This is a genomic window from Photobacterium panuliri (assembly GCF_059920555.1).
Genome location: NZ_CP197193.1, coordinates 336,884 through 358,090 on the forward strand (window position 1 = coordinate 336,884; position 21,207 = coordinate 358,090).

The 21,207-nt window shown below is 44.3% G+C and carries 24 protein-coding genes and 1 riboswitch; of the genes, 21 read left to right on the plus strand and 3 right to left on the minus strand.

The window, feature by feature from the left end:
• The first annotated feature begins 113 nt into the window (after nt 1-113).
• The 19 genes from ACSF8X_RS17630 to ACSF8X_RS17720 all read left to right on the plus strand — a co-directional run bounded on the left by ACSF8X_RS17630 (nt 114) and on the right by ACSF8X_RS17720 (nt 15,833).
• On the plus strand, nt 114-1,061 hold the full coding sequence (locus ACSF8X_RS17630) for a GGDEF domain-containing response regulator (protein WP_047879928.1): 948 nt from the start codon (nt 114-116) through the stop codon (nt 1,059-1,061).
• A 378-nt stretch (nt 1,062-1,439) separates the two neighbouring features.
• Nucleotides 1,440-2,111: a YceH family protein gene (locus tag ACSF8X_RS17635; RefSeq protein ID WP_047879929.1), complete on the plus strand. Its 672-nt coding sequence runs from the start codon at nt 1,440-1,442 to the stop codon at nt 2,109-2,111.
• 95 nt (nt 2,112-2,206) lie between these two features.
• On the plus strand, nt 2,207-2,491 hold the full coding sequence (locus tag ACSF8X_RS17640) for a GIY-YIG nuclease family protein (protein ID WP_500851839.1): 285 nt from the start codon (nt 2,207-2,209) through the stop codon (nt 2,489-2,491).
• Between the two features lie 95 nt (nt 2,492-2,586).
• Nucleotides 2,587-3,126: a YaeQ family protein gene (locus ACSF8X_RS17645; RefSeq protein ID WP_047879931.1), complete on the plus strand. Its 540-nt coding sequence runs from the start codon at nt 2,587-2,589 to the stop codon at nt 3,124-3,126.
• Between the two features lie 37 nt (nt 3,127-3,163).
• Nucleotides 3,164-3,811, plus strand: coding sequence for a YdcF family protein (locus ACSF8X_RS17650; protein ID WP_500851840.1), 648 nt, complete (start codon nt 3,164-3,166; stop codon nt 3,809-3,811).
• 572 nt (nt 3,812-4,383) lie between these two features.
• A complete protein-coding gene (locus ACSF8X_RS17655) occupies nt 4,384-4,593 on the plus strand; it encodes a Flp family type IVb pilin (RefSeq protein WP_500851841.1) in 210 nt (69 codons plus the stop codon).
• Nucleotides 4,594-4,630: 37 nt separating this feature from the next.
• On the plus strand, nt 4,631-5,038 hold the full coding sequence (locus tag ACSF8X_RS17660) for a prepilin peptidase (protein WP_169753941.1): 408 nt from the start codon (nt 4,631-4,633) through the stop codon (nt 5,036-5,038).
• 10 nt (nt 5,039-5,048) lie between these two features.
• Nucleotides 5,049-5,870: an RcpC/CpaB family pilus assembly protein gene (locus ACSF8X_RS17665; protein WP_047879934.1), complete on the plus strand. Its 822-nt coding sequence runs from the start codon at nt 5,049-5,051 to the stop codon at nt 5,868-5,870.
• A complete protein-coding gene (locus ACSF8X_RS17670) occupies nt 5,870-7,204 on the plus strand; it encodes a type II and III secretion system protein family protein (protein ID WP_500851842.1) in 1,335 nt (444 codons plus the stop codon). The genes ACSF8X_RS17665 and ACSF8X_RS17670 overlap by 1 nt, the downstream gene beginning before the upstream one ends.
• Nucleotides 7,201-7,674: a hypothetical protein gene (locus tag ACSF8X_RS17675; protein ID WP_500851843.1), complete on the plus strand. Its 474-nt coding sequence runs from the start codon at nt 7,201-7,203 to the stop codon at nt 7,672-7,674. Before ACSF8X_RS17670 ends, ACSF8X_RS17675 begins: the two co-directional genes overlap by 4 nt.
• A gap of 3 nt (nt 7,675-7,677) precedes the next feature.
• Nucleotides 7,678-8,919, plus strand: coding sequence for a CpaE/TadZ family protein (locus ACSF8X_RS17680; RefSeq protein ID WP_047879937.1), 1,242 nt, complete (start codon nt 7,678-7,680; stop codon nt 8,917-8,919).
• Complete coding sequence (locus ACSF8X_RS17685) at nt 8,916-10,184, plus strand: TadA family conjugal transfer-associated ATPase (RefSeq protein WP_047879938.1); 1,269 nt, start codon at nt 8,916-8,918, stop codon at nt 10,182-10,184. The genes ACSF8X_RS17680 and ACSF8X_RS17685 overlap by 4 nt, the downstream gene beginning before the upstream one ends.
• 3 nt (nt 10,185-10,187) lie before the next feature.
• Nucleotides 10,188-11,096: a type II secretion system F family protein gene (locus ACSF8X_RS17690; protein WP_047879939.1), complete on the plus strand. Its 909-nt coding sequence runs from the start codon at nt 10,188-10,190 to the stop codon at nt 11,094-11,096.
• A complete protein-coding gene (locus ACSF8X_RS17695) occupies nt 11,096-11,941 on the plus strand; it encodes a type II secretion system F family protein (protein WP_084722337.1) in 846 nt (281 codons plus the stop codon). Before ACSF8X_RS17690 ends, ACSF8X_RS17695 begins: the two co-directional genes overlap by 1 nt.
• Nucleotides 11,942-11,947: 6 nt before the next feature.
• Entirely contained in the window at nt 11,948-12,664 is a 717-nt protein-coding gene (locus ACSF8X_RS17700) for a tetratricopeptide repeat protein (protein ID WP_500851844.1), read from the plus strand.
• Nucleotides 12,665-12,669: 5 nt separating this feature from the next.
• Nucleotides 12,670-13,155: a TadE family protein gene (locus ACSF8X_RS17705; protein ID WP_500851845.1), complete on the plus strand. Its 486-nt coding sequence runs from the start codon at nt 12,670-12,672 to the stop codon at nt 13,153-13,155.
• Nucleotides 13,136-13,690, plus strand: coding sequence for a tight adherence pilus pseudopilin TadF (tadF, locus tag ACSF8X_RS17710; protein ID WP_500851846.1), 555 nt, complete (start codon nt 13,136-13,138; stop codon nt 13,688-13,690). The genes ACSF8X_RS17705 and tadF overlap by 20 nt, the downstream gene beginning before the upstream one ends.
• Nucleotide 13,691: 1 nt before the next feature.
• Nucleotides 13,692-15,185 carry a TadE/TadG family type IV pilus assembly protein gene (locus ACSF8X_RS17715; protein ID WP_500851847.1) on the plus strand — a complete coding sequence of 498 codons (1,494 nt, stop codon included), beginning with the start codon at nt 13,692-13,694 and terminating at the stop codon, nt 15,183-15,185.
• Nucleotides 15,186-15,191: 6 nt separating this feature from the next.
• Complete coding sequence (locus ACSF8X_RS17720; protein WP_500851848.1) at nt 15,192-15,833, plus strand: OmpA family protein; 642 nt, start codon at nt 15,192-15,194, stop codon at nt 15,831-15,833.
• A gap of 140 nt (nt 15,834-15,973) precedes the next feature.
• Here the strand turns inward: ACSF8X_RS17720 and thiD are convergent, their stop codons facing one another.
• Both thiD and ACSF8X_RS17730 read right to left on the minus strand, forming a co-directional pair.
• A complete protein-coding gene (gene thiD, locus ACSF8X_RS17725) occupies nt 15,974-16,801 on the minus strand; it encodes a bifunctional hydroxymethylpyrimidine kinase/phosphomethylpyrimidine kinase (RefSeq protein WP_500851849.1) in 828 nt (275 codons plus the stop codon).
• 70 nt (nt 16,802-16,871) lie between these two features.
• Nucleotides 16,872-16,984, minus strand: a riboswitch (TPP riboswitch).
• A 171-nt stretch (nt 16,985-17,155) separates the two neighbouring features.
• The gene (locus ACSF8X_RS17730) at nt 17,156-17,719 is read right to left on the minus strand and encodes a PhnA domain-containing protein (RefSeq protein WP_047879947.1); all 564 of its coding nucleotides are present in this window, start codon (nt 17,717-17,719) and stop codon (nt 17,156-17,158) included.
• 232 nt (nt 17,720-17,951) lie between these two features.
• Between ACSF8X_RS17730 and ACSF8X_RS17735 the strand changes: the two genes are divergently transcribed.
• Nucleotides 17,952-18,431 carry a hypothetical protein gene (locus ACSF8X_RS17735; protein WP_500851850.1) on the plus strand — a complete coding sequence of 160 codons (480 nt, stop codon included), beginning with the start codon at nt 17,952-17,954 and terminating at the stop codon, nt 18,429-18,431.
• Between the two features lie 171 nt (nt 18,432-18,602).
• Nucleotides 18,603-19,841, plus strand: a complete 1,239-nt coding sequence (locus ACSF8X_RS17740; protein ID WP_047879949.1) for a trypsin-like serine protease — start codon at nt 18,603-18,605, stop codon at nt 19,839-19,841.
• A 71-nt stretch (nt 19,842-19,912) separates the two neighbouring features.
• Here the strand turns inward: ACSF8X_RS17740 and ACSF8X_RS17745 are convergent, their stop codons facing one another.
• Entirely contained in the window at nt 19,913-21,199 is a 1,287-nt protein-coding gene (locus ACSF8X_RS17745) for a cytosine deaminase (protein WP_500851851.1), read from the minus strand.
• Between the last annotated feature and the right edge of the window lie 8 nt (nt 21,200-21,207).

Below are 21,207 nucleotides of genomic sequence, written 5' to 3' on the forward strand. Positions count from 1 at the left end.
ATATCTTCGTTGTCTCTATCACACTGTATTGATCATAGTAGTAAAGATTAGTAGGCACTGTTAATTGCTGTGCTATAACTATGTTAAACAATTTAAATCAATAGGATGCAGCAATGGAAGCGATGCGGATTTTACTGGTTGATGATGTCCATCTCGAGAGGATGCAATTGGCAATGCGCTTGCAACGTCTAGGCCATATTGTTGAGGCAGTAGCATCTGGGCATGAAGCCATCGCTCGCTACCCCGTATTTGACCCAGATCTGGTATTACTGGATGTGAGTATGCCGGATATGAGTGGTACAGAAGTTGCGCAGCAGTTGCGTATTAAGCATCCTGATTGGATTCCTATCATTTTTCTAAGTGGGCATGATGAGCCTGAGATGATCGACAAGGCAATTGATATGGGGGGCGATGATTATATCGTTAAGCCCGTTAACAAGATTGTATTGGCGGCAAAGCTAAAGGCAATGCAGCGTATCGCACATATGCGTCATCAGTTGAAGAAAGCCTCAGAAGAGTTGGAGCAAGCGAATGATCGGCTGTCACAGCAAGCCAATGAGGATGGCTTGACTCACCTAGCCAATCGCCGGATGTTGGATGCCAAGCTAAATGAGTTTATATCTTGGCATGGGCGCAGTAATTTGCCGATGACCGTCATTATGATAGATGTCGATCACTTCAAGCTTTACAATGACCACTATGGCCACTTGGAAGGCGACCGTTGTCTCAAGGAGGTTGCAAAGGCCTTGAAGAAGACCTTTAGCCGAGCTGGTGAGCTGGCTGCCCGTTATGGTGGGGAGGAATTTGTTATTGTCATCAGCCACTGCGATAAAACCCGAGCGGTACGAGAATGTGAACGTTTGAAATCTTGCATTCAGGCGCTTGAAATCCCGCACTTGAAATCTAAAACCGCAGACATTGTTACCGTTAGCCAAGGCATGGTCTCGTGGGTACCTACAGGGCTTGAAACGGCCGAAAATATGTATCAAATCGTAGATAAAGTCCTTTATAAAGCCAAAGAGCAGGGGCGAAATCGATTTGTTGCCGCTGAGTTTACTTAACCCCATATTTTCCTAATCCGTTAGAACGTGTTCGCATGTTCTCCATGCAAGCTACCTTATTATTTGAATAAATAGAGGTAGCTTGGATGGTGGTGACGGTTTTGTTGCCTCCTTCTTCTTTACTCCGCATTTCTTTGACTCCTTCTTTTGTTTTGCCCTTGACCCCGGTCGTTTGCGGCTAACTTGGCAATAGCTGATTGTTTTACCAGCAACTAACGCCTTTAACGCTTGTTGTATTGTGATGACGTGATAATCTCCTTGTGCATGTACGCAGTGTGTCTTCAAGTGGGGGGCAAGTGATAGCGTGGTTACTTGCTAAACTGAGTGAATCAGTACCCAGTTGAATTCATAATGTCAAAATAGGGGTGAGGGAAGATCATGGATATGTGCTTTTCACAGACAGAAGTTCGAGTATTAGGTTGCTTACTTGAAAAAGAGGTAACTACTCCAGATCAATACCCATTAACATTGAATGCACTGACAACGGCCTGTAACCAGAAAAGCAATCGTGACCCTGTCACGTCGCTCACAGACGCCGAAGTGCAAGACACCGTTGAAACGTTAATTTCCAAGCGAGTAATTCAAGAAGTTACTGCTGGCTTCGGTAGTAGAGTGTCGAAATACCAGCATCGATTCTGCAATACTGAGTTCAGTACATACCAGTTTAGTGAGCAGGAAAAAGCGACAATTTGCGTGTTGCTGTTGCGCGGGCCTCAGACTGCGGGGGAAATCCGTACGCGAACTAACCGTTTGTGCAAGTTTTCTGATGTCAAAGAGACTGAATCCGTTTTGGCTTCGTTGGCGGAACATAGCAAAGGACCTTTTGTTGTTCGCTTGCCGGTAGAGCCAGGGAAACGCGATCCTCGCTATATGCACTTGTTCAGCGGTGAGGTTGATTTGGAAGCCCTACAGCAGCAAGTTGCAGCAAGTCGTTCTTCTGCTGTTGCAGGCGCATCAAGTGAACGTATCGAGGCATTGGAAGAAGAGGTTGCATCGTTACGCAGCGAAGTTGCTGAGTTGCGGCAGATGATAGACTCTCTGCTTGCATAGAATTGTTAACTAAGCCCAGCATCGCTGGGCTTAGTTTTTTATTACGTTATACCCAAACTGCTGGGTGTAAGTCATTTTGGGAACAGACATTCCATATGGCGAAAGTAGAGGCAATTTGGTCGGTCTATTTGATTAGGACGAAAGCGAATCAATTGTACTGTGGGGTAACTACAGACGTTGAGCGTCGTTTCCACGAGCATCAGTCATCCGCTAAGGGCGCTAAATATCTCAAAGGGAAGGGGCCTTTGACGCTAGCTTGGACATTAGCTGTGGGTGACAAGCGTAAAGCGATGCAGTTCGAGTATAGAATTAAGCAGTTAAATAAGCAGGCTAAAGAAAAATTGGTTGTCGGGGAGATCCAGCCTCCTTTGTCAGTTTAGATAATAACGACGGTAGAGTCGTTGTATTCGGAGCGGAATCGGCTCTGGAATCATTTGCGTATAACCTATTATGGGTTGGTTTAGGAATAACGAATATGGCACTAAAAGCCACCATTTATAAAGCGAACATGAACGTGGCAGATATGGATCGTCACGTATATCTCGATCAGGCACACACATTGGCTTGCCATCCGTCTGAAACGCTGCAGCGTTTAATGTTACGGTTGGCGGTATGGGGCTTTAATGCCGATGAAGAATTGGTTTTTACCAAAGGGCTATGTGATGCCGATGAGCCGGTGTTGTGGAAGAAAAATTACACTGACGATATTGAGCTATGGGTTGATTTGGGTCTGCCGGATGAAAAGCGCATAAAGAAAGCGGCACACAAAGCGGATAAGGTGCTGATTGCTGCCTACGGTGATAATGCAGCTCCGATTTGGTGGAAACAAAACAAGACCAAAATCGAACAGTATGGCAATATTTCCGTTGTATTCTTTGATGATGAGACGTTAGCGCAATTGGAGGCCATGGTTGAGCGTACCATGCAGCTACAGTTGACTATCGAGGGTGAGCAAGGCTGGCTGAGCTGTGGTGAGCACAATTGCACACTTGTTCCACAATGGTGGTTGCGTTAAAACATTATTTCTAGATTAGCTGCAGAAGGAGTTTGCTATGTCATCAACGGCGCATGCCTTAGCCCAGAAAGTGTGGGACTACCACCAGTTAAACCATACGCTCGTACCAAGTGACGGCTTATTCGTGCTGTGCAGCAATGATTTGCGTGTCGCCGAGTATGCTGCTGAGCTGTATTTACAAGGATATGCACCTTGGATAGCCTTTTCGGGTGGCGTTGGGGCACTAACAGAAGGCCTATTTGATTGTTCGGAAGCTGAGGCATTTGCTGCCGTGGCTCAGGATATGGGGGTTCCGAAAGAGGCGATCTATATCGAACCGGCATCGACAAATACGGGTGAGAATATTCTTTTTACCCGTACTTTGCTCGAAGATAAGGGGATCAGTGCTGAGCGACTTATTCTGGTTCAGAAACCTTTTATGGAACGTCGGGCCTATGCCACTTGCCAGTGTTTGTGGCCGGAGCAAGCCGTTATTGTGACATCGCCAAGGATTAGCCTAGACGATTATCCGAATGAATCTCTCACTTATGCTGAGGTCATTAATGTGATGGTTGGGGATTTGCAGCGAGTTATGGATTATCCCCAAAAAGGTTTTTCGGTTAAGCAAGATGTTCCAATAGATGTTTTGAGCGCCTATGAAAAATTAGTGGGCTTAGGCTTTGATGGTCACCTGATACAGTCATAGAGATGTTCGAGAGGGTGATATTTAGATAAGCTGCTCTCATCATTGAATTTGGTGAATACTTATGAATAGCACGATGAAAATCGTGCTTTTTTTTTGCAAATATTTCTGTCATGTCAGTTTTTAGCGTACGTAATGTAACATGGTGTTTTTGGGGTGATTTTGACTCCAGTATAGCAATTGAACAATTTTAACATGTGCTGCATGCATGGTTTGGTTGAAATTTGAGCATATAAAATGCAAGATAAAATTACTTTTGACGCGTGTGTCAGAAAATTGTCAATAAATGCCAAATTGTAAACCATTTATAATCAGTTACTTATCTATTAAACAGGTCGCTGTACCATATTTTGATAAGTGTAATTTGTTGTTACGATTAATGATTTTGATTTTACTCTTGATTTCTGATTTGATTATATTGCAGCGAAAGCAAATTCATACCACTAACAATATAATAATGTCTGAGTTTTACTTGGCTTAAATTAATATTAGTTTGTTTGTGATGTCATAATATTTGTATCTATAAGTATTGATAATAACTTCTATTTATAGAACAGCCTTTATAAGGAAAACCCATGCTAACTTCTGTATATGCAAAAGTTGATGCTTTTTTGTCTGCTTACAAAAATGATGAGCGCGGTGTTACTGCAATTGAATATGGCCTAATTGGTGTTGCTATGGCTGTTGTACTAGGAACTATTTTTGCGAAAGATGGTTCAGTTATTACTAGCCTGACAGATGCGTTTACAAAAATTTCTGATACGCTATCAGCAGCAAGTAAATAACCAATTTTCTCTAATGCTATATTTAATAACATTAGGGATGTTTCTTGCTTATATCAGCATAAAAGATATCTTCTATCGGAAAATAAAAAATACTGATGTATTGATTGTTCTCGTCTTATCACTGCTTTTGTGTGTGACTCAGCAAAATACAATTCATTCATATAGTTTTTTGATGATAGCGACGCTAACCATTTTGCTCGTTGCAATACATGCATTCGCAGCAGGTGATAGCAAGTTGGCAACGGCGTTGTCCGTTGCCATCCCTTTCTCTGAATTGTCGCTGGCAATTTGGGTAACGCTGGTAGTTGGCGGCATTCTGGCATTGTTTTACTGGGTAAAGTACCGACTATATCGTCGTGCTGCGCGCGGACAGGATCCTGGTATTCCTTACGGGGTTGCTATTTCTATCGGGTTCTATCTTTCTCTCCTTTCCTCTTACCTATGAACCTGAATTTATGAGTTCTAAAGTTATTTTCTTTATCGCTTTCCTTGCTGTGGTTACTGGGTTATATGGTGTTTATGATGCACTGACGCCAGTGCATCAATCTGAGCAAGCTGCACCGATTCAAGAGCAACCACTGCAATATGTAACAATTTGGCGCAGTAAAGATAATCTAAAAAAAGGCCAAGCAATAAAAGCTGATGAATTGGTAAGAGAACAGGTTTTGCTTGATGAAGCCATTAAGTTTGGTATTAATTCAGATATTGAATTAGACTTTGCTCCAACCACATTGCTTAATGTTGATGTTCCGAAGGGAGCGTTGGTTTTTTCAGAATATCAAACAAAAAAAAATCAAGTTGGCTATCTGGATTTATTGGTTAGAAATGGGAAGACATTATATCCATTGCATGTGTCTACTCGAAATCTAATTAATGGTTATATCCATCCTGGTGATTATATTGATATTCTTACAATTAGTTCGCCAAGTGAAAACCTATCTTCTCAAAATAATCTCGTATCATCATTTGATGGTCTAGAAGCAAGACTATTCCTTTCTCATCTTCGAGTAATGAATATCGGCGATGAGTCCAACGATGTTGTGACGGCGAAGGCGGCAATGGAAACGGATGGGATGACAACCATCATCATTGAAGTCGATCCTGATGATATCGCACGTTTGTCATTGGCTCAAAAAACAACCCAGATTGAAATATATCGCAGCCAACACTACCGCGGTGCGCTTGATGCCGTCGTAAGTGATGTTATTAACAACTATAGCGGCGTTGTGGAGTTGCGAGGCTCAACCAATACGTCGAATTTTGGGGGGCTGGATTGATGCTGCTACGAATTGTGTTGCTCGTTATGTGTATTGTTGCGCCGTTGACGGTTCAGGCCGGTGATCGCTATATCACGCTTAACGATGCCCAAGATATCCATCTGCAACAGGATATTGAAAAAGTATTTATTAGTGCGCCGACCGTAGCCGATTATCAGGTTATAGATAAGCATACCTTGGTTGTGTTTGCCAAAAGTGTGGGGCAGGCTCGTTTGATTGCCTATGGCAATGATGGTCAAGTGCTGTTGTCCCAGCGTATTTGGGTTGATCTTGATCTGACCCAGATTCGTCGTCAGCTCCAGCTGCATTTCCCCAATTTGGCGATCAAACTTGAGTCTGTGGGGGAGCAGGTTGCCGTGAGTGGCACGGTTTATTCTGAACAAGAACGCGATGATGTCTACCGCACGGTGGCGACGCTGTTAAAGCGAGCCAAAACCGAGAGGTATGAAAAAACAGATAAGCTCGAGTTCCAAGATTCGGGGATTGAAGAGCCCGAAAGTATGATCTTTGCCCGCAACAATACATGGGAAGGCATTATCGAGCAGCTTAAAGTTGCCAGCGTACAACAGGTCAACGTGAAGATTTCGGTGGCTCAAGTCTCAGAAACTTTTGCTAAAACGTTGGGTACGGATTGGAGCACGCTGGGTGCCAGTGTGGGTCAGTTTGCCTTTGCCCGTTTTAAGCCTGCTGATCTCAGTACGCTGATCACCGCCTTGGCTGACGATAGTATGGCGCAGATTCTGGCTGAGCCGAATTTAACCGTATTATCTGGTGAGTCAGCCAGCTTTTTGGTTGGCGGCGAGGTGCCGGTGATTGTGACCTCGAACAATAACGTTAATATCACGTTCAAAGAATTTGGCATCAAGCTAGATTTGACCGCCAAGGTTATGAGCAATGAGAAAATTCGGATGCAGCTCGCACCCGAAGTCAGTGACGTGACGAAATATATCAAAACGGCCGGCATGGAAGTGCCTCAATTAGCGACTCGCAAGGCAATGACAACCGTCGAATTGGCTGATGGCGAAAGTTTTGTGCTGGGCGGGCTAATGAGCAGCAATGATTTGGAGCAACTGCAGAAAGTGCCGTTGATCGGCGATCTACCTATTCTTGGTGCTGCATTTCGTAAGTCTGTTACCGAGCGCAAGAAAACAGAGTTGCTGATTGTTGCGACGGTTAATCTGGTTAAGCCGGTCTCACCTGAGGCAATTCAGTTGCCCTACATCAAGAAGACCTCAACCCTGTCTCGATTGTTTAATGTACGTAATACCTCCAAGGGTGATCAAGCAGATGCCTTGGCCATTGATCTTCTGTCTCGAGGGGGATTCATCGAATGAAAAAGTGGATTGGGCTATTAACGGTATTGTTGTGCAGCGGTTGTTCTGACGCCTTGTATCGCGAGCAGGGGGCCGAAGCCTTGTATGTACCAGAGCAACATACCTATACGGTCTCTTTGGAACACTCCAAAACGGATATTGCCACTGAGTTGGAAGCCATTGTGAAGAACGCGATGAAGACTGATCGAGGTGTTGAGGTTCGTTATGCCTATCGTACCGCACGAGGTAAGGCTCTTGCGATGGCGCAAACAAAAGTGTTGGCAGCAATGGGATTGGCTCCCAGTCAGTTTGCGGTGGTTTATGATCCTGCATCGGCCGGTGATCTGACGGTCATCGTCTCATTGGCTAAGTTGGTGACCGAGACCTGTCCGCCGTTGGTGCTGGGGGGGCACAATGTTCGACGAGATTGTTTTGTCGAATCAATGAGAATGAAGCAAATTGCTTATCCGAAGCATGTTTTGGGGCACTAACCGATGTTCGATTTAGCGAAAGCCATTAGCAAAAATGTTGCACCTCAGTTGCCGGTCGTGAATGGCCCCAAAAGCTGTACCTTGATTTACCAGTCACAGGCATGCCTAGCGTTGGTTCAGGAAGTTTTCGTATTCGAAGGCTGGAATCCGCCAATGGTAGAGAAAGAAGCCTTGCGTTCTTCAGAGTTTGATAATTCCGGGCTTAATGAAATCATTATTCTTGAGCTGAACGAATCGGCTAATGTCGTTGAAGATGCTAAGCGTTTTGCTAGCCAGATCCCGACCCACAAAGGGGTGATCATTTTTGGAAAGGAAGATGCAATTTCGACGCTGCGCGCGCTTAAAGACATGGGTTTCTACTATGTGTTCTGGCCTGTTACCAAGCAAGAGTTGGCTGATTTCCTGTCGCATGTGAGCAAGAACCTGCAGACATTTTCTGGGGTGAGTAACCTTCGAAAAGCCAAACGTGTTGCTGTGGTGGGGTCCAAAGGTGGGGTAGGGACGACAATGCTCTCTACAGAAATAGCGTCGGTACTGGCTTCTGATGGTACAGATACGGTCTTGGTCGACCACCAATATGAGGACAGTAATATAGATGTAATGCTCTCTATCAAAGGGCTGAAACGGCACAATATTACCGAAATGACGATGCCTCTGCATGAGCTTGATGATGAAAGCGCAATCAGCTTTTTGACGAAGGTTCGTGCGAATTTACGGTTGCTAGCCTTGGATGGCGGTGAGTCGGATTACCAATTACTTGGTTTTAATCGGACGTTATGTCAATTACTTGGTCGTAATACCAACTACATTATTGAAGATTTTTCTGCCAGTACAGGGTTTAGGACCGATCCTCTGAGTTTGGTCGAGCACAATGATGTTGTCGTTGTTGTGATTGAGCCTTCCGTCTCTTCTGTCCGTAATGCGCGTCGACTGATTGAGCGAATTGCCAACCTTCAAATATCAGATACAAAAAAATTACGCGTTTTGACAGTTTTGAACAGTCACCGTCCTGATTCTGCCTTTGTGCTGAGCAAAGAAGAAGTTGCGGAATACCTAACAGTGCCGATTGATGTCTATTTGCCGTTTAGCCGTTCTTTGGGGCGTTTGATTTTAGAAGGCAAGCGGGCACACAAGCATGACCGCCAGATGCAGCAGAGCCTTGATGAGCTAGTCAGGTTGATCAATGGGCAGCGCAACGAAACCAAGAGTCGAGTCAGCCAGCTACTAAGGATGTTTAAACGATGAGTGCCAATAAGCAGCTTTATTTAGCTTTTCGCCAGCAGATTTTTGATGCGCTTGATGCAGAAGCCGTCCAGCAGATGGGGCGTGACGAGCTAGAAAAGCAAATTCAGAATGCGGTAGAGATCCTGGCGCGAGGAACTAACCGTCCAATTACCGCAATGATGCGTGCTGGCTTGGTGAAAAGCCTGCTTGACGAATTGTTGGGGCTTGGCCCGCTGCAGCCACTTATCGAGGATCAGTCGATCACAGACATCATGGTTAACGGTCCGGACAATATTTTTTTCGAGCGTAACGGTAAGTTGCAACGCTCGGATATTACATTCGTTAACGAGCCTCAACTGTTGGAAATTGCCAAGCGCATTGCGGCGCGTGTTGGCCGACGGGTGGATGAAATGTCGCCGACAGTGGATGCTCGTCTTGAAGATGGCAGCCGGGTCAATATTGTTATCCCGCCCATCGCGCTTGATGGTACCGCGATCTCTATCCGTAAGTTCCGTGAACAGAAAATTGGACTGGAAGAGCTGATCAGCTTTGGTGCGCTGTCTTATGAAATGGCGCGTGTGCTGATGATTGCTGCGCGTTGTCGTTTGAATATTTTAATCTCGGGTGGTACTGGTTCGGGTAAAACAACGTTGCTTAATGCATTGTCGCAATATATCGATAATGATGAGCGTGTTATCACCATTGAGGATGCGGCAGAACTTCGCTTGCAGCAACCTCATGTTGTACGCCTAGAGACGCGTGCCGCCAGCATAGAGAATACCGGTGCGATCTATCAGCGTGATTTGGTGATTAATGCCCTGCGTATGCGCCCTGATCGAATTATTTTGGGCGAGTGCCGTGGTGCTGAGTCTTTTGAAATGCTCCAGGCGATGAATACTGGCCATGATGGTTCGATGTCAACCTTGCACGCCAACTCGCCGCGTGATGCCATTGCTCGTGTTGAGTCTATGGTGATGATGGCGAACTTGAATCAGCCGTTGGATGCTATTCGCCGCACTATTGTTAGCGCGGTGCAGTTGGTTATTCAGGTTAACCGTCTTCGTGATGGTTCGCGTAAGATCACTAGTATTTCTGAGATCGTGGGTCTTGAAGGAGATAATGTCGTAATGGAGGAGATTTTCCGTTTTCAGCCTGATGACACCCACTTTAGTGAGAAAGTACAGGGGCAGTTTGTTACTCAGGGCATTATGCAGCGTTCAGAACTGATGAAAAAAGCACAGTTCTTTGGTTTGCATAATGAGCTGATGGCTGCGTTTAGGCAGTAAGCGATGTTCTTTTCCTTATCTTTGATTTTGTTCGGTATCGCCCTATATCTTTGGTGGGGCGGTAAGCGTGCTCGAAAAGTTTCATATTTTGAAGATATTAGCCAAGATGTTCCCAAGCTCGAATTTCAAGCAATAAATGTTAAAAGCCTGAATAAAGGCGGTCGGTTTCAGAGAATCAAGGATGAGTGCAGTCCGATCCTCGCCATGCTGGGAGATCGCGCTACGGTCATCATTACGGTTTTTCTCAGTACTGTGGTTATGGTGGCTTGGTACATTAACTCGCAATTGCTGCATTTGCATTCGCAGTGGGTAACCTTGCTGTTTCCTGTGGTAATGATTTGGATGGGGTGGGGCTGGCTGATAAAGAAACGCCGTAATGATTTTGAACGTAGTTTCCCTGATGCATTGAATTTGTTGATGAGTGCGGTTACGGCCGGTGATAGCTTGATGCAGGCCATCAGTTATGTGGGTGAAAGTCTAGATAACGGGATAGGGCGTGAGTTTAAAAATATGGGCGAACGTCTGAAAATGGGCGAAAGCCCTGATGTTGTTTTTCAGCGTGCCAGCAAAAATTACCCTTATCCGGCTTTTTTGTTTTTTGTTGTGACAATGCGGGCCAATATGGCCCGTGGCGGCCAGTTGAAAAGCGTATTGGCTCGCTTGATTCGTGTATTGGTCGATGCACGTACGCTTGAAAAGAAAAAGATGGCGATGACATCAGAGGCACGTATCTCTGCCAAAATTGTCGCAGCCATTCCAGTGCTATTCATGGTGTTGTTAAACTATATTAATCCGGCAAATGTGGATTTTATATTGAATGACCCTCAAGGCCGTTATGTTCTTTATTATGTACTAGGCAGTGAAGCGATTGGTTTAGGCATTGTTTGGCTGTTGGTTCGGAGTGTGAAGTAGTGGCTATTTTTATATCTATTATATTGTTTGCTGTTGTTTTCGCTATTTTGTTCACTCGACATTATAAAAGTAGGCGTGCTAAGGCTAATGCGCGAGTCTATTTTAATATGCATCGTGAAAGCATGATTGAACGATTGAATATTATGCTGGTGCGTTTTGGACAGAAATACAGGAAGGAACTCGAGCAAAAGTTGATTGATGCTGGTATTTATAACACCAATTTTGCTAAATATTATTTTCCGATAAAAATGTCAGTTATTGGAATGGTTAGTATATCTATTGTCATGAGTGATTTCTCTAGTAGTAATAAACTTGTGATCGGTATGCTTTGCATGATTGCCATTATTGTAATTCCGGATATGGTATTAGCCGCACGTAAGGCGGCATTGATCCGAAAAACATCGCAGCAATTGCCTTATATGCTGGATATGATGTCGGTATGCGTACAGACCGGAATGACCATTGAGGCATCGCTGGTGTATCTTGGTGCTGAATTGGAATCGTTCGATAAGGACTTGTGCTTTCAAATACGTAAAACATCAGATTCGGCCCGATTATATGGGCTCGAAAAAGCCCTCAATGATTTAAGCGAGAGGATCCCGACCAGTGAAGTACGTAGTTTTGTTCTTACTTTAATCCAAAACTTACAATACGGTACATCGATTGCTAATGTATTGAGTGATTTATCGGAAGATATGCGAAAGATGGAAGTGCTGACGATTGAGGAAAAGATCGGAAAATTATCAGCGAAAATGAGTATTCCATTGATTTTATTTATCATGTTTCCAATTGTTATTTTGATTTTGGCTCCTGGAATCATGCAAATGTCACTAGATATCGGATAATCGGCTATGAAAAAAAATCAGTTTGTCATTGCGACTATGGTGGTAGCATTATTGAGTGCGTGTTCGTCTACCGTAGCACCTACTTCAACCGTAACTGACATGACTAAATTGGGTAACACTCAAGGTGTGATTGAATATTACAAACAGCAATTAGTTACCCATTCTGACGATGAGTCTATTATGATTAAATTGGCTGATGCGTATTTTAAATCTGGAGATGTAGAGTCAGCGTCATTTTATGTCCATCATGTTCTTGAAAAAAATCCACGGATTGAAAATGCTCAACTTTATGTATTGTTAGGTGATATATATAGTCGGCAAATGCAATATCAGAAGGCACTTTCTGCTTTTGATAGAGCCTATGTAAGTGGTGATGCTAGTTCTGATTTACATATTCGCCGCGGTATGGCTTATACCGAGTTGAAACAATATTCTGACGCAGAATATGAATTTAATGCAGCACGCCTTAACGGCGGTGATGATCTGACAATAAAGAATAATCTTGCGGTACTGATGTTAGCACAAGGGCAATATAAATCAGCCGTTGAGATGCTTATGCCTGTTTATAGACAGAACCCTAATAATCAGACATTGAATGTTAACCTTGCAATTGCATTGATAAAAGCAGGCAATAAGGACACTGCAATTGACGTATTGAAGACGATGTATGGCCACGAAGATTTGAATAAACTTGTGTTGCAAGTACAGCAGATGGGGCAATAAGTCTTATGAGACTGGCAAGGCAGAAAGGTGCTGCTACCATCGAGTTTGCACTTGGCGGGATCCTGTTGATGCTGGTCTCGTTCGCAGTTATCGAGGTTTGTTTTCGCATTTATGTCGTCAATGTGACGGAATATGCCTTACGAGAAACGATCCGTGAGACGAAAACATATCAAGGTAAAAGTAACTACGATCGCTATCAGATGCAGTTTAATCGTTTTTTATCTCAAGAAGGGACCTTATGGCATTTTTTGATAGCCAAAGATCAATTTACTCTGTCTGCAAAATATTATAAATCATACCGCGATTTGGTTGATAATCGAGCCGCGAGTGCTAGTGATGTTTCACCTGAGTATGTATTGGCAGATATAACCCTTTCTTATTATTACCAGCCACCTTTATTGGCTTTAGCAGATAAAAAAGTCACGATTTCGCGATCGATGTTATTGAACTTAGAGCATGAAGGATGGCCCGGTGAAGATATTGGTCGGTAAGCAAAAACAGCACGGGGCAATGGTTGTTGAGTTTGCACTGGTGCTGTTTATATTGTGTGCATTGTTTGTTTTTGTTTCTGATCTTAGCCATCAGTTATTGGTGCGCTCGCAGCTTGACCGAGCGAGCTTTTCATTGGTTAACATATTGAAAGAACGCACTCGTTATTATGGGTCAATGGTTGATGGCAAGCCTGTACCTAGATTTGAACTGTCGCAAAGAGATATTAGTGATATGCAGAGATTGGCAGGGCGCTTGCTTGATACTCCCGTTGATGATGTCGCCATTAGTATTGAAGCTATCGTTGATAATGATATTCAGCCCGCTTTTACGAGTGCCGCGTTTAGGCGTCTGGGATGTGTGCCAGTGTCGTCGATGGTGTCAAATCGGGAGTTGGTTCCCGTGGAAAATGGTAAGGCATATCCGCTATATCGAGTGACCTTGTGTTCGCCCGTTTCTTCGTGGTTTGCACCATTTATGGGGATGAAACGTAAAAATCCCACGGTCGTTTCTAGCTCAATTATGCCAGGCCGTTAATATGAATGGGCCATTTTATAGAGCACAAAAAGGTGTTGCCGCAATATGGTTTGCGATGTTGCTGGTGCCGTTAATGGCGCTGATCTTTTTGGCAATTGAAGGAACGCGGTATATCCAGGAAAAAAGCCGGTTGGAAGATGCCACCGAAGCCGCTGCTTTGGCGATTACAATTGCCGACAATAAGGGTAAAGCCAAATCCATGGCTGAAGATTATGTTCGGGCATATGTACGAGATATCGATGCCATCAATATAAAAACGGTTCGTACATTTCAAGAGAGCAAGCCCAACATCGGTCAGGAAGAATATGTGCAATACAGCGTTGATGCCAGAACGTGGCAGCATACGTGGTTTACGAGTTCCCTTATTCCTTCTTTTTCGCCCGAGCAAGATATTGCTGGTCATTCACTGGCTAAGAAATATCCTCAGTATCTCGGCGATAGGGATGTCGATATTGTTTTTGTTTCTGATTTTTCAGGTTCAATGAACAGAAGTTGGCAGGGACGTTCGCAGTTGTTTTGGTTGAAGAATGCCATCAATAGGATTTCATCTAATATTTTGGTACCTGATCCGGATGATCACATTATCAAAAACCGAGTGGCCTTTGTTCCGTTCAATATGCGGGTACAAGACAAAATCAACAATAGGCTGATTTGCAATACTCAGCTTCGATATAACAATTACCGAAGCTCGGTGAGTACGCTGGATTACGAAGAAGTTGATTGGTCGTTTTGGGCTCCATACAGTCTCAATACTCTTCAGCAATGTCGCCAGAATTCTCGTTATTGTCCTGGTTATTCAAGAACCACCAAGCATCATCGGCGAGAGGAAGCCAAACGAATCTATGATGTATTGTCTACTAACTCATGGCGTTTGATTGACTACCCGTATTATGTTGATTATTCGCAGACAGTTGCTGATGCATTTGTAAATAAAGTGGACTATGAACAACTGCACTATGACAGTTCAGAGAACAATCTATATAGCCAAAAGTATAACTGTTCGCGTGGTTCTGACGCATTCTGGACGATAGGATTGTCATCGTCTCAATCGGCGCTATATAGGGTGCAGCAGATGGGGGCAAACGGCGCAACGGCGGCTTATCAAGGAATTTTGCGCGGAGCGCAGGTAATGGCTGAAGGGCGTCCAAAAAGCCATGATCCAAAGGTATTGAAAGCGTATCGAGAGCGCTTGAAGATGATCTTGATATTGAGTGATGGCGAGGAATCTCCATATCGAAATGTTCTACCTGAGTTAGTTAACAGAGGATTATGCGATAAGATTCGTGCTGGTTTTAGCGATAGCGAACAGCCGCTATATATCGGTGTTGTCGGCATTAATTTCAACGCTAGCCATCAGAGTGGTTTTCAACGCTGTGTGGTTAATCCCGATGAAGATATTATTGATGTCAACGATGTTGATGATCTGATAGATAAAATTGAAGAGTTAATTAAAAAAGGTGCCCGTTCAAGCGGTATTACAAAACTGTACGGATAATTAAAAATGTTGAAAAAGTTATTTCCACTCGTGTGTTTATTACCATTGAGCTGCGTTGCCGCTAGTGGTGATGATCTGGCGATTGAAAGTTATTGTAGTACTGGCCAGTATGCCGTTGTCCATCGGGTCGAAATTGGGCAGGTGCAGGGTATCGGTCAGCATCGGAATGGTTTTTTGCAAATATCGGTCCCCAGTGAGTCAAAAGCCTTGAAGAAGGCATTGTTGGATGCTGCGCAGCCTCTGGGGATATCGGCCCAGTGCATAGAGTATCTTGATGGCAAGCAACTGCTAGTAATGACAGGCGATAAGTCTCCTCAGTCGTCATTACTTGGACGGGTCTATTTTGACTTTGACAATGCACAGTTAACCCCATTCTCTAAACAAATTTTGGATTATGTCGCTCGTCAGTTAGCAAAATCCGAACAGGTTGTCGCATTGCAGGGCAATACGGATAATCGTGGTAGCCAAAAATACAACTACCAACTAGGTATTAAGCGAGCTGAGCAAAGCGCAGATTATTTGCATGGAAAGGGGATTCGATCACAGCGTTTGCTTGTAGAAAGTAAAGGTGAGCAGGCCCCCATAGAAACCAACGATTCCGAATTTGGTCGTGAGAATAACCGTCGGGTAGATATTATCTTGCCGTAATGATTTTTGGTTGATAATTCGTACGCATGAAAAAGCCAGCCTTTTTAGGGCTGGCTTTTTTATTGTCTATGAAAAGCCGTTGGGTTGCTGTGCAATAGTAAATGCTCATCCGTAGATCGATGCTGAATGAGAAGGTTTGTCTAGCTTGGTTTACCGTTGAAGGCAAAGAAGTGATGGACCGGCCCATGCCCGGAACCAATCTTCAAATCGTCAGCGTGTCTGAGCGCGTCTGTAATATATTGCTTGGCAAATTTGACGGCGATTGGAAGGGGATAGCCCTGGGCAAGAAATGAGGCAATGGCAGCAGAGAGGGTACAACCCGTGCCGTGGGTATTGCGTGTGGCAATTCTGGGCGTTGAAAGACGAATGACCTCATTGGGCAAGATAAGGAGATCAGTACAGCTTGCAGCTTGTTCTAAATGTCCGCCTTTAAGCAAAACGGATTTTGCACCCAATAGGCGCAGCGCATCAATCAGGGTTTCCATTTCATCTTCAGAAGTGGGAATTGGGCAGCCTAGTAGGGCGGCGGCTTCAGGCAAATTGGGGGTGATGATATCAGCTAGCGGTATTAGCTCAGATTGCAGGGTGGAAATAGCCGTTTGTTCAAGCAGCAAATCACCGCTGGTTGCCACCATAACGGGATCGATAACAAGGAACTTAGGTTGGTATTGCTGCAATTTGTTTGCAACGGCTTTTATGATGCGACTATCGCTAAGCATGCCGATTTTGACTGCTTGAATATCGAGATCAGAGAATACAGCGTCTAATTGTTGTTCGACAAATGAAGGATCGATTCCTAAGATACCACTGACACCTTGGGTATTTTGTGCGGTAAGGGCGGTAATGACAGAGCAGGCATAGCTGCCCGTAGCGGAAATTGCCTTGATGTCTGCTTGAATACCGGCACCACCACCACTGTCCGAGCCAGCGATAGTCAGAGTGATGGGAGTCTTGGATGAATTGGCCATGTCTACCTCGTTATTTGGCGTGGGTAGCGTGGCTTTTCTATGGGGGTAGTTGGTTTACACCTATAGAGGGAACAAAGTCATGCTAGTTCCCTACGCCATTATTAAATGGATCAGGTTCAACGGGTCCCACTCTTTGCGCTTGGCGGTGGTGGTCTCAGCCTTTTGGCTCCCCGACTAACTCTGTTTATATTAACAGATATATTCTTGAAAATTCAATTTGAGATAGATTCTTAGCTTTTGATCCACGTTGAGGTATCAAACTCATCATATTCAAAGAATGGCAAATAAAATTTGATGGCGTCTATTATAAAAAAACCGCCATTAAAGGCGGTTTTTTTGGAAAGAGTCAGGCTCTTATTTCTTACGGCAGTATTCAGCAATGATGAACATTGTCTGACCGTTTACTTTGCCTTGAATGTGCTTAGGATCATCAGTCAGGTTAACACCACGAACAGCAGTACCCTGCTTGATTACCATGCTTGAACCTTTAACTGGCAGGTCTTTGATGATAGTAACATCATCGCCTTTTTTCAGTTCAACGCCGTTTACGTCGCGTGGTTTGTCTTCGTCGGCTAGTAGGCCTTTTTCTGCCCACTCAATTTTGTCTTCTTCTAGGTACAGCATGTCTAGTAGATCTTGAGCCCAAGTTTCAGAAGACAGACGCTTAAGCATACGGTATGCCATTACCTGTACAGCTGGTTCTTGGCTCCACATGCTGTCGTTCAGGCAGCGCCAGTGGTTTTGATCTAGTGTTTCAGCATCTTCGATTTCGCTACGGCACTTTTCACATACCAGCACACAACTTGCAGCAGTTGAGTCTGGAGAGGCTGGTACTTCATATACTTTTAGATCGTCAGTAGAAGAACACAGTTCACATTGCTCGCCAGCGCGCTGTTTTACGATTGATTCAATACTCATAGTTATTATCCGTAGATGTGTAATGGTAGAAGTTACCCATACAGGTAATTGTTCTGTTTATTATGCCATTAAATATAAATAATGGAAGGAATCAAGATCAAGATCACATTAATTAGCTATATTGTGTTCAAAATTCCAGCAGTTAACATTGCGTTTGTAATGATAGTGTGATGCAGGTGTGAGTGAAATGAGTCTATAATCTGAATAAAAATATTACTACATGAGGGATTATATGAAAAAAACATGTATTTTTTTGTCATTGATGGCGCTATTCGGTTGTAACGATGATGATATGGAGGCTGCATTAAAGGGAGACACTCGGGTTTTTGCAGTTGATGGGGCGAAGGTGGATACCGTGCTCGTGAGTAAATATTACACGCTTGATGAGGCGGAAGCGTTGATCGTTATTCCCGATGAACTGCCGCGAGGTGATCTTGCCGGTTTGCAAAATTTGGGGGTAAAAGAAGAGGTTCAGTGTGGCTACATTGATACGACAGATGAAATTTGTTTTACGCTAAATGATTCAGCCAGTTGTTTACCAAGCGAGGTAAAAATGCTCGGTGTTAAAATCTATACGATTGATATTGAGAATATTGATGAAGCGGTAGATTTTGGTTTTTATCCTACCATTACCTCTCAGTTAACGGGGGCATTTATTGATTTCGATATTGAAAGTGCCCCTTGTCCATTAACAGGCAATGAGGTCATTTAAGTTCACTGTTAACAATGGGTTATGGAACTCGCATAGCACTAAAATGATGCAATGATGTAAGTTAACTCGAATGTGGGGCGTAATGACTCGCATTTTGTCATTCTTCTATCTGTGGTTTCTATAAGGGCTTGTTATTCTGCTCAGATTGAATGGATTCTGGAGTAGTTAGGAATGAAAAAAGCCCTTCTGGCCTTGGCGACCTCTATGCTTTTACCATCGATGATGGCAGGAGCATCGAATGTTACCCCTTATGTCGTTGGTGGTGATCCTGTAACCGATATCAGCAATCACAGTTGGATGGCTTCGTTGCGTGTTCTTCCTATGGATAATGCTCATAACTGTGGCGCGTCAGTCATTAGTGAAAACTGGGCATTGACAGCAGCCCATTGTGTCGTGAGTTATGATTCGAACTCGAAAAAGCACTTTGTAATTCAGCCGCACCAACTAAATCTTGCGGTTGGCTCACCAACGCTTGAGTTGACCGATGTTGGTCACCTTTATTCAATATCGCATGTCGTTGTCCATCCTGACTATTCACCGGGGGCTTTGGTTGAAGGTGACTTTGATGGTTCGCAAGAAGTGGTTAAAACTGCATTGCAGAACGATATTGCTCTATTGCGGGTTAGCCGTCCATTCCCATCGGATTCGGTGACACCGATTACTCTAGCGGCCCCAGATGTTGCCAGTGAGATCGATACCCGTTTGGCTCAGGAGTGGGATCCGGCAAACCGTGTTAAAAATAATAGGCTATCTGGATGGGGATTTGTTGATCCAGGTGCCAGTATTCTACCTAATGAGCTTCAAGAGGCTTATTTGACCCATGTTCCTATTGCTGATTGTTTTGCCCTTATTGAGCAAGGTAATGGGATGCACGGTATTATAGCCAGCCCGTTCGATCAGACTAAGATATGTACTATAGCACCTGAGATTCGAGATGATATTGTGATTGATCCTGATGATCTGACCAATGAAGGGGAAGAGGAAGAGGATCAAGAGGAAGTGTTGGATGGTGATTATGGTGCTGACTCCTGCAAGGGGGACAGCGGTGGCCCGCTTCGCGCACAAGATGAGTTAGGTAATTGGGTTCAGGTTGGTATTGTGAGTGGTGGTGTGACAGGTATACCGACATGTGGTTCGGTTAATCGTCCATCATTCTATACTCGTGTTGGCACTTATTATAATTGGGTGATGCGAGTGATCGCGAAAGTGCCTGAGAATCCAATCTCGCCACCAGCTTATATCATTGAGCAGGATAAAGAGGCCAGTGGTAATGGATGTAATCCTAATGCAGATGGCATTTCACCAACGAACTGTGAAATGGGCAAATATGTTGATTCAAGCGGTGGCTCTACCGGTTGGGCATGGTTGCTAACATTGGCAGGTCTCGGGTTTATTCGACGTAAGCGCTAACCATTCGAGTTGCTTTTAAAAGAAACGGACGCATTTCAGCGTCCGTTTTTGTTTTGTGTTAAGTCGACGATTTAGCGACGAAAGGTGACAGGCTCAGCATTCTCTCCGAGATGAATATGAGTAACCGCTGGCTGCGTTTTAGCAATAATCTTGCCTTGGCGAATTGAGTAGCGAACAGGGACTTGGCGGCGAACGGCGTCAAAGCCGTTTTCTGCTGGCAGAATCAAAAGGTTGCCTGGCTTGCCCTCTTCGATGCCGTAGCGATCTTGAATGTTCAGAGTTCGCGCTGAATGAGTGCTGATCAGATCTAGCCCATTGTTGATTTGCTCATAGCCCATAACCTGACAGACATGGAGCCCCATGTGAAGTACTTGCAACATGTTTGCCGTGCCTAGTGGATACCATGGGTCAAAGACATCATCATGGCCAAAGCAGACATTAATGTTGGATGCTAGCATCTCTTTGACGCGCGTAACGCCACGTCGTTTTGGATAGTCATCGAAGCGCCCTTGCAAGTGGATGTTTACCAATGGATTGGCAACAAAGCTAATACCCGACATTTTGAGCAAGCGGAACAGACGGGATGCATACGCGCCATTGTATGAATGCATTGCAGTGGTGTGGCTTGCCGTGACTTTATCACCCATCTCATATTTGTGGGCGAGTGCAGCGAGAGTCTCTACAAAACGAGACTGCTCATCGTCGATTTCATCACAGTGCACATCAATGAGGCGGTCGTATTTACGTGCTAGCTCAAAGGCAAAATGCAGAGATTCAATACCGTACTCACGGGTGAATTCAAAGTGGGGAATTGCACCGACGACATCTGCGCCCATTTTAACGGCTTGTTCCATTAATTCTTTGCCGTTAGGGTAGGAGAGAATGCCCTCCTGAGGGAACGCTACGATTTGAATATCAACCCATTCCTTCATTTCTTCTTTGACTTCAAGCATTGCTTTAAGGGCAATGAGCGTTGGGTCAGAAACGTCGACATGGGTACGGACATGCTGGATACCGTTGGCAATTTGCCATTTCAGCGTTTGCTTTGCACGGCGTTTGACATCTTCCACTGAGAGCATTGATTTACGTTCTGCCCAGCGTTCGATACCTTCAAAAAGCGTTCCGGAAATGTTCCAGTTAGGCTCACCGGCCGTTTGCGTGGTATCAAGGTGAATATGCGGTTCACAAAACGGAGCGATTGCCATGCCGTTTTCGCCATCCAAAATGACACCATCGAAGTGGAAGGCATTATCCATAGTTTTGATCGCTGTAATAGTTCCCTCTTCGATGAGGATTTGATGCAGGCCTTCCTTGCCACGTAGTGTAATGTTTTGAATTAGCATGTTTGTGCTTTGCATCGAGAACG

Coding starts and splice junctions, on each gene's coding strand:
- ACSF8X_RS17665 (WP_047879934.1), top strand. CDS start 5,049: ATGAGTTCTAAAGTTATTTTCTTTATCGCTTTCCTTGCTGTGGTTACT.
- ACSF8X_RS17630 (WP_047879928.1), top strand. CDS start 114: ATGGAAGCGATGCGGATTTTACTGGTTGATGATGTCCATCTCGAGAGG.
- ACSF8X_RS17675 (WP_500851843.1), top strand. CDS start 7,201: ATGAAAAAGTGGATTGGGCTATTAACGGTATTGTTGTGCAGCGGTTGT.
- ACSF8X_RS17650 (WP_500851840.1), top strand. CDS start 3,164: ATGTCATCAACGGCGCATGCCTTAGCCCAGAAAGTGTGGGACTACCAC.
- ACSF8X_RS17645 (WP_047879931.1), top strand. CDS start 2,587: ATGGCACTAAAAGCCACCATTTATAAAGCGAACATGAACGTGGCAGAT.
- ACSF8X_RS17670 (WP_500851842.1), top strand. CDS start 5,870: ATGCTGCTACGAATTGTGTTGCTCGTTATGTGTATTGTTGCGCCGTTG.
- ACSF8X_RS17730 (WP_047879947.1), bottom strand. CDS start 17,719: ATGAGTATTGAATCAATCGTAAAACAGCGCGCTGGCGAGCAATGTGAA.
- ACSF8X_RS17685 (WP_047879938.1), top strand. CDS start 8,916: ATGAGTGCCAATAAGCAGCTTTATTTAGCTTTTCGCCAGCAGATTTTT.
- ACSF8X_RS17745 (WP_500851851.1), bottom strand. CDS start 21,199: ATGCAAAGCACAAACATGCTAATTCAAAACATTACACTACGTGGCAAG.
- ACSF8X_RS17690 (WP_047879939.1), top strand. CDS start 10,188: ATGTTCTTTTCCTTATCTTTGATTTTGTTCGGTATCGCCCTATATCTT.
- ACSF8X_RS17640 (WP_500851839.1), top strand. CDS start 2,207: ATGGCGAAAGTAGAGGCAATTTGGTCGGTCTATTTGATTAGGACGAAA.
- ACSF8X_RS17680 (WP_047879937.1), top strand. CDS start 7,678: ATGTTCGATTTAGCGAAAGCCATTAGCAAAAATGTTGCACCTCAGTTG.
- ACSF8X_RS17700 (WP_500851844.1), top strand. CDS start 11,948: ATGAAAAAAAATCAGTTTGTCATTGCGACTATGGTGGTAGCATTATTG.
- ACSF8X_RS17735 (WP_500851850.1), top strand. CDS start 17,952: ATGAAAAAAACATGTATTTTTTTGTCATTGATGGCGCTATTCGGTTGT.
- ACSF8X_RS17635 (WP_047879929.1), top strand. CDS start 1,440: ATGGATATGTGCTTTTCACAGACAGAAGTTCGAGTATTAGGTTGCTTA.
- ACSF8X_RS17655 (WP_500851841.1), top strand. CDS start 4,384: ATGCTAACTTCTGTATATGCAAAAGTTGATGCTTTTTTGTCTGCTTAC.
- thiD (WP_500851849.1), bottom strand. CDS start 16,801: ATGGCCAATTCATCCAAGACTCCCATCACTCTGACTATCGCTGGCTCG.
- ACSF8X_RS17660 (WP_169753941.1), top strand. CDS start 4,631: ATGTTTCTTGCTTATATCAGCATAAAAGATATCTTCTATCGGAAAATA.
- ACSF8X_RS17705 (WP_500851845.1), top strand. CDS start 12,670: ATGAGACTGGCAAGGCAGAAAGGTGCTGCTACCATCGAGTTTGCACTT.
- ACSF8X_RS17715 (WP_500851847.1), top strand. CDS start 13,692: ATGAATGGGCCATTTTATAGAGCACAAAAAGGTGTTGCCGCAATATGG.
- ACSF8X_RS17740 (WP_047879949.1), top strand. CDS start 18,603: ATGAAAAAAGCCCTTCTGGCCTTGGCGACCTCTATGCTTTTACCATCG.
- ACSF8X_RS17720 (WP_500851848.1), top strand. CDS start 15,192: ATGTTGAAAAAGTTATTTCCACTCGTGTGTTTATTACCATTGAGCTGC.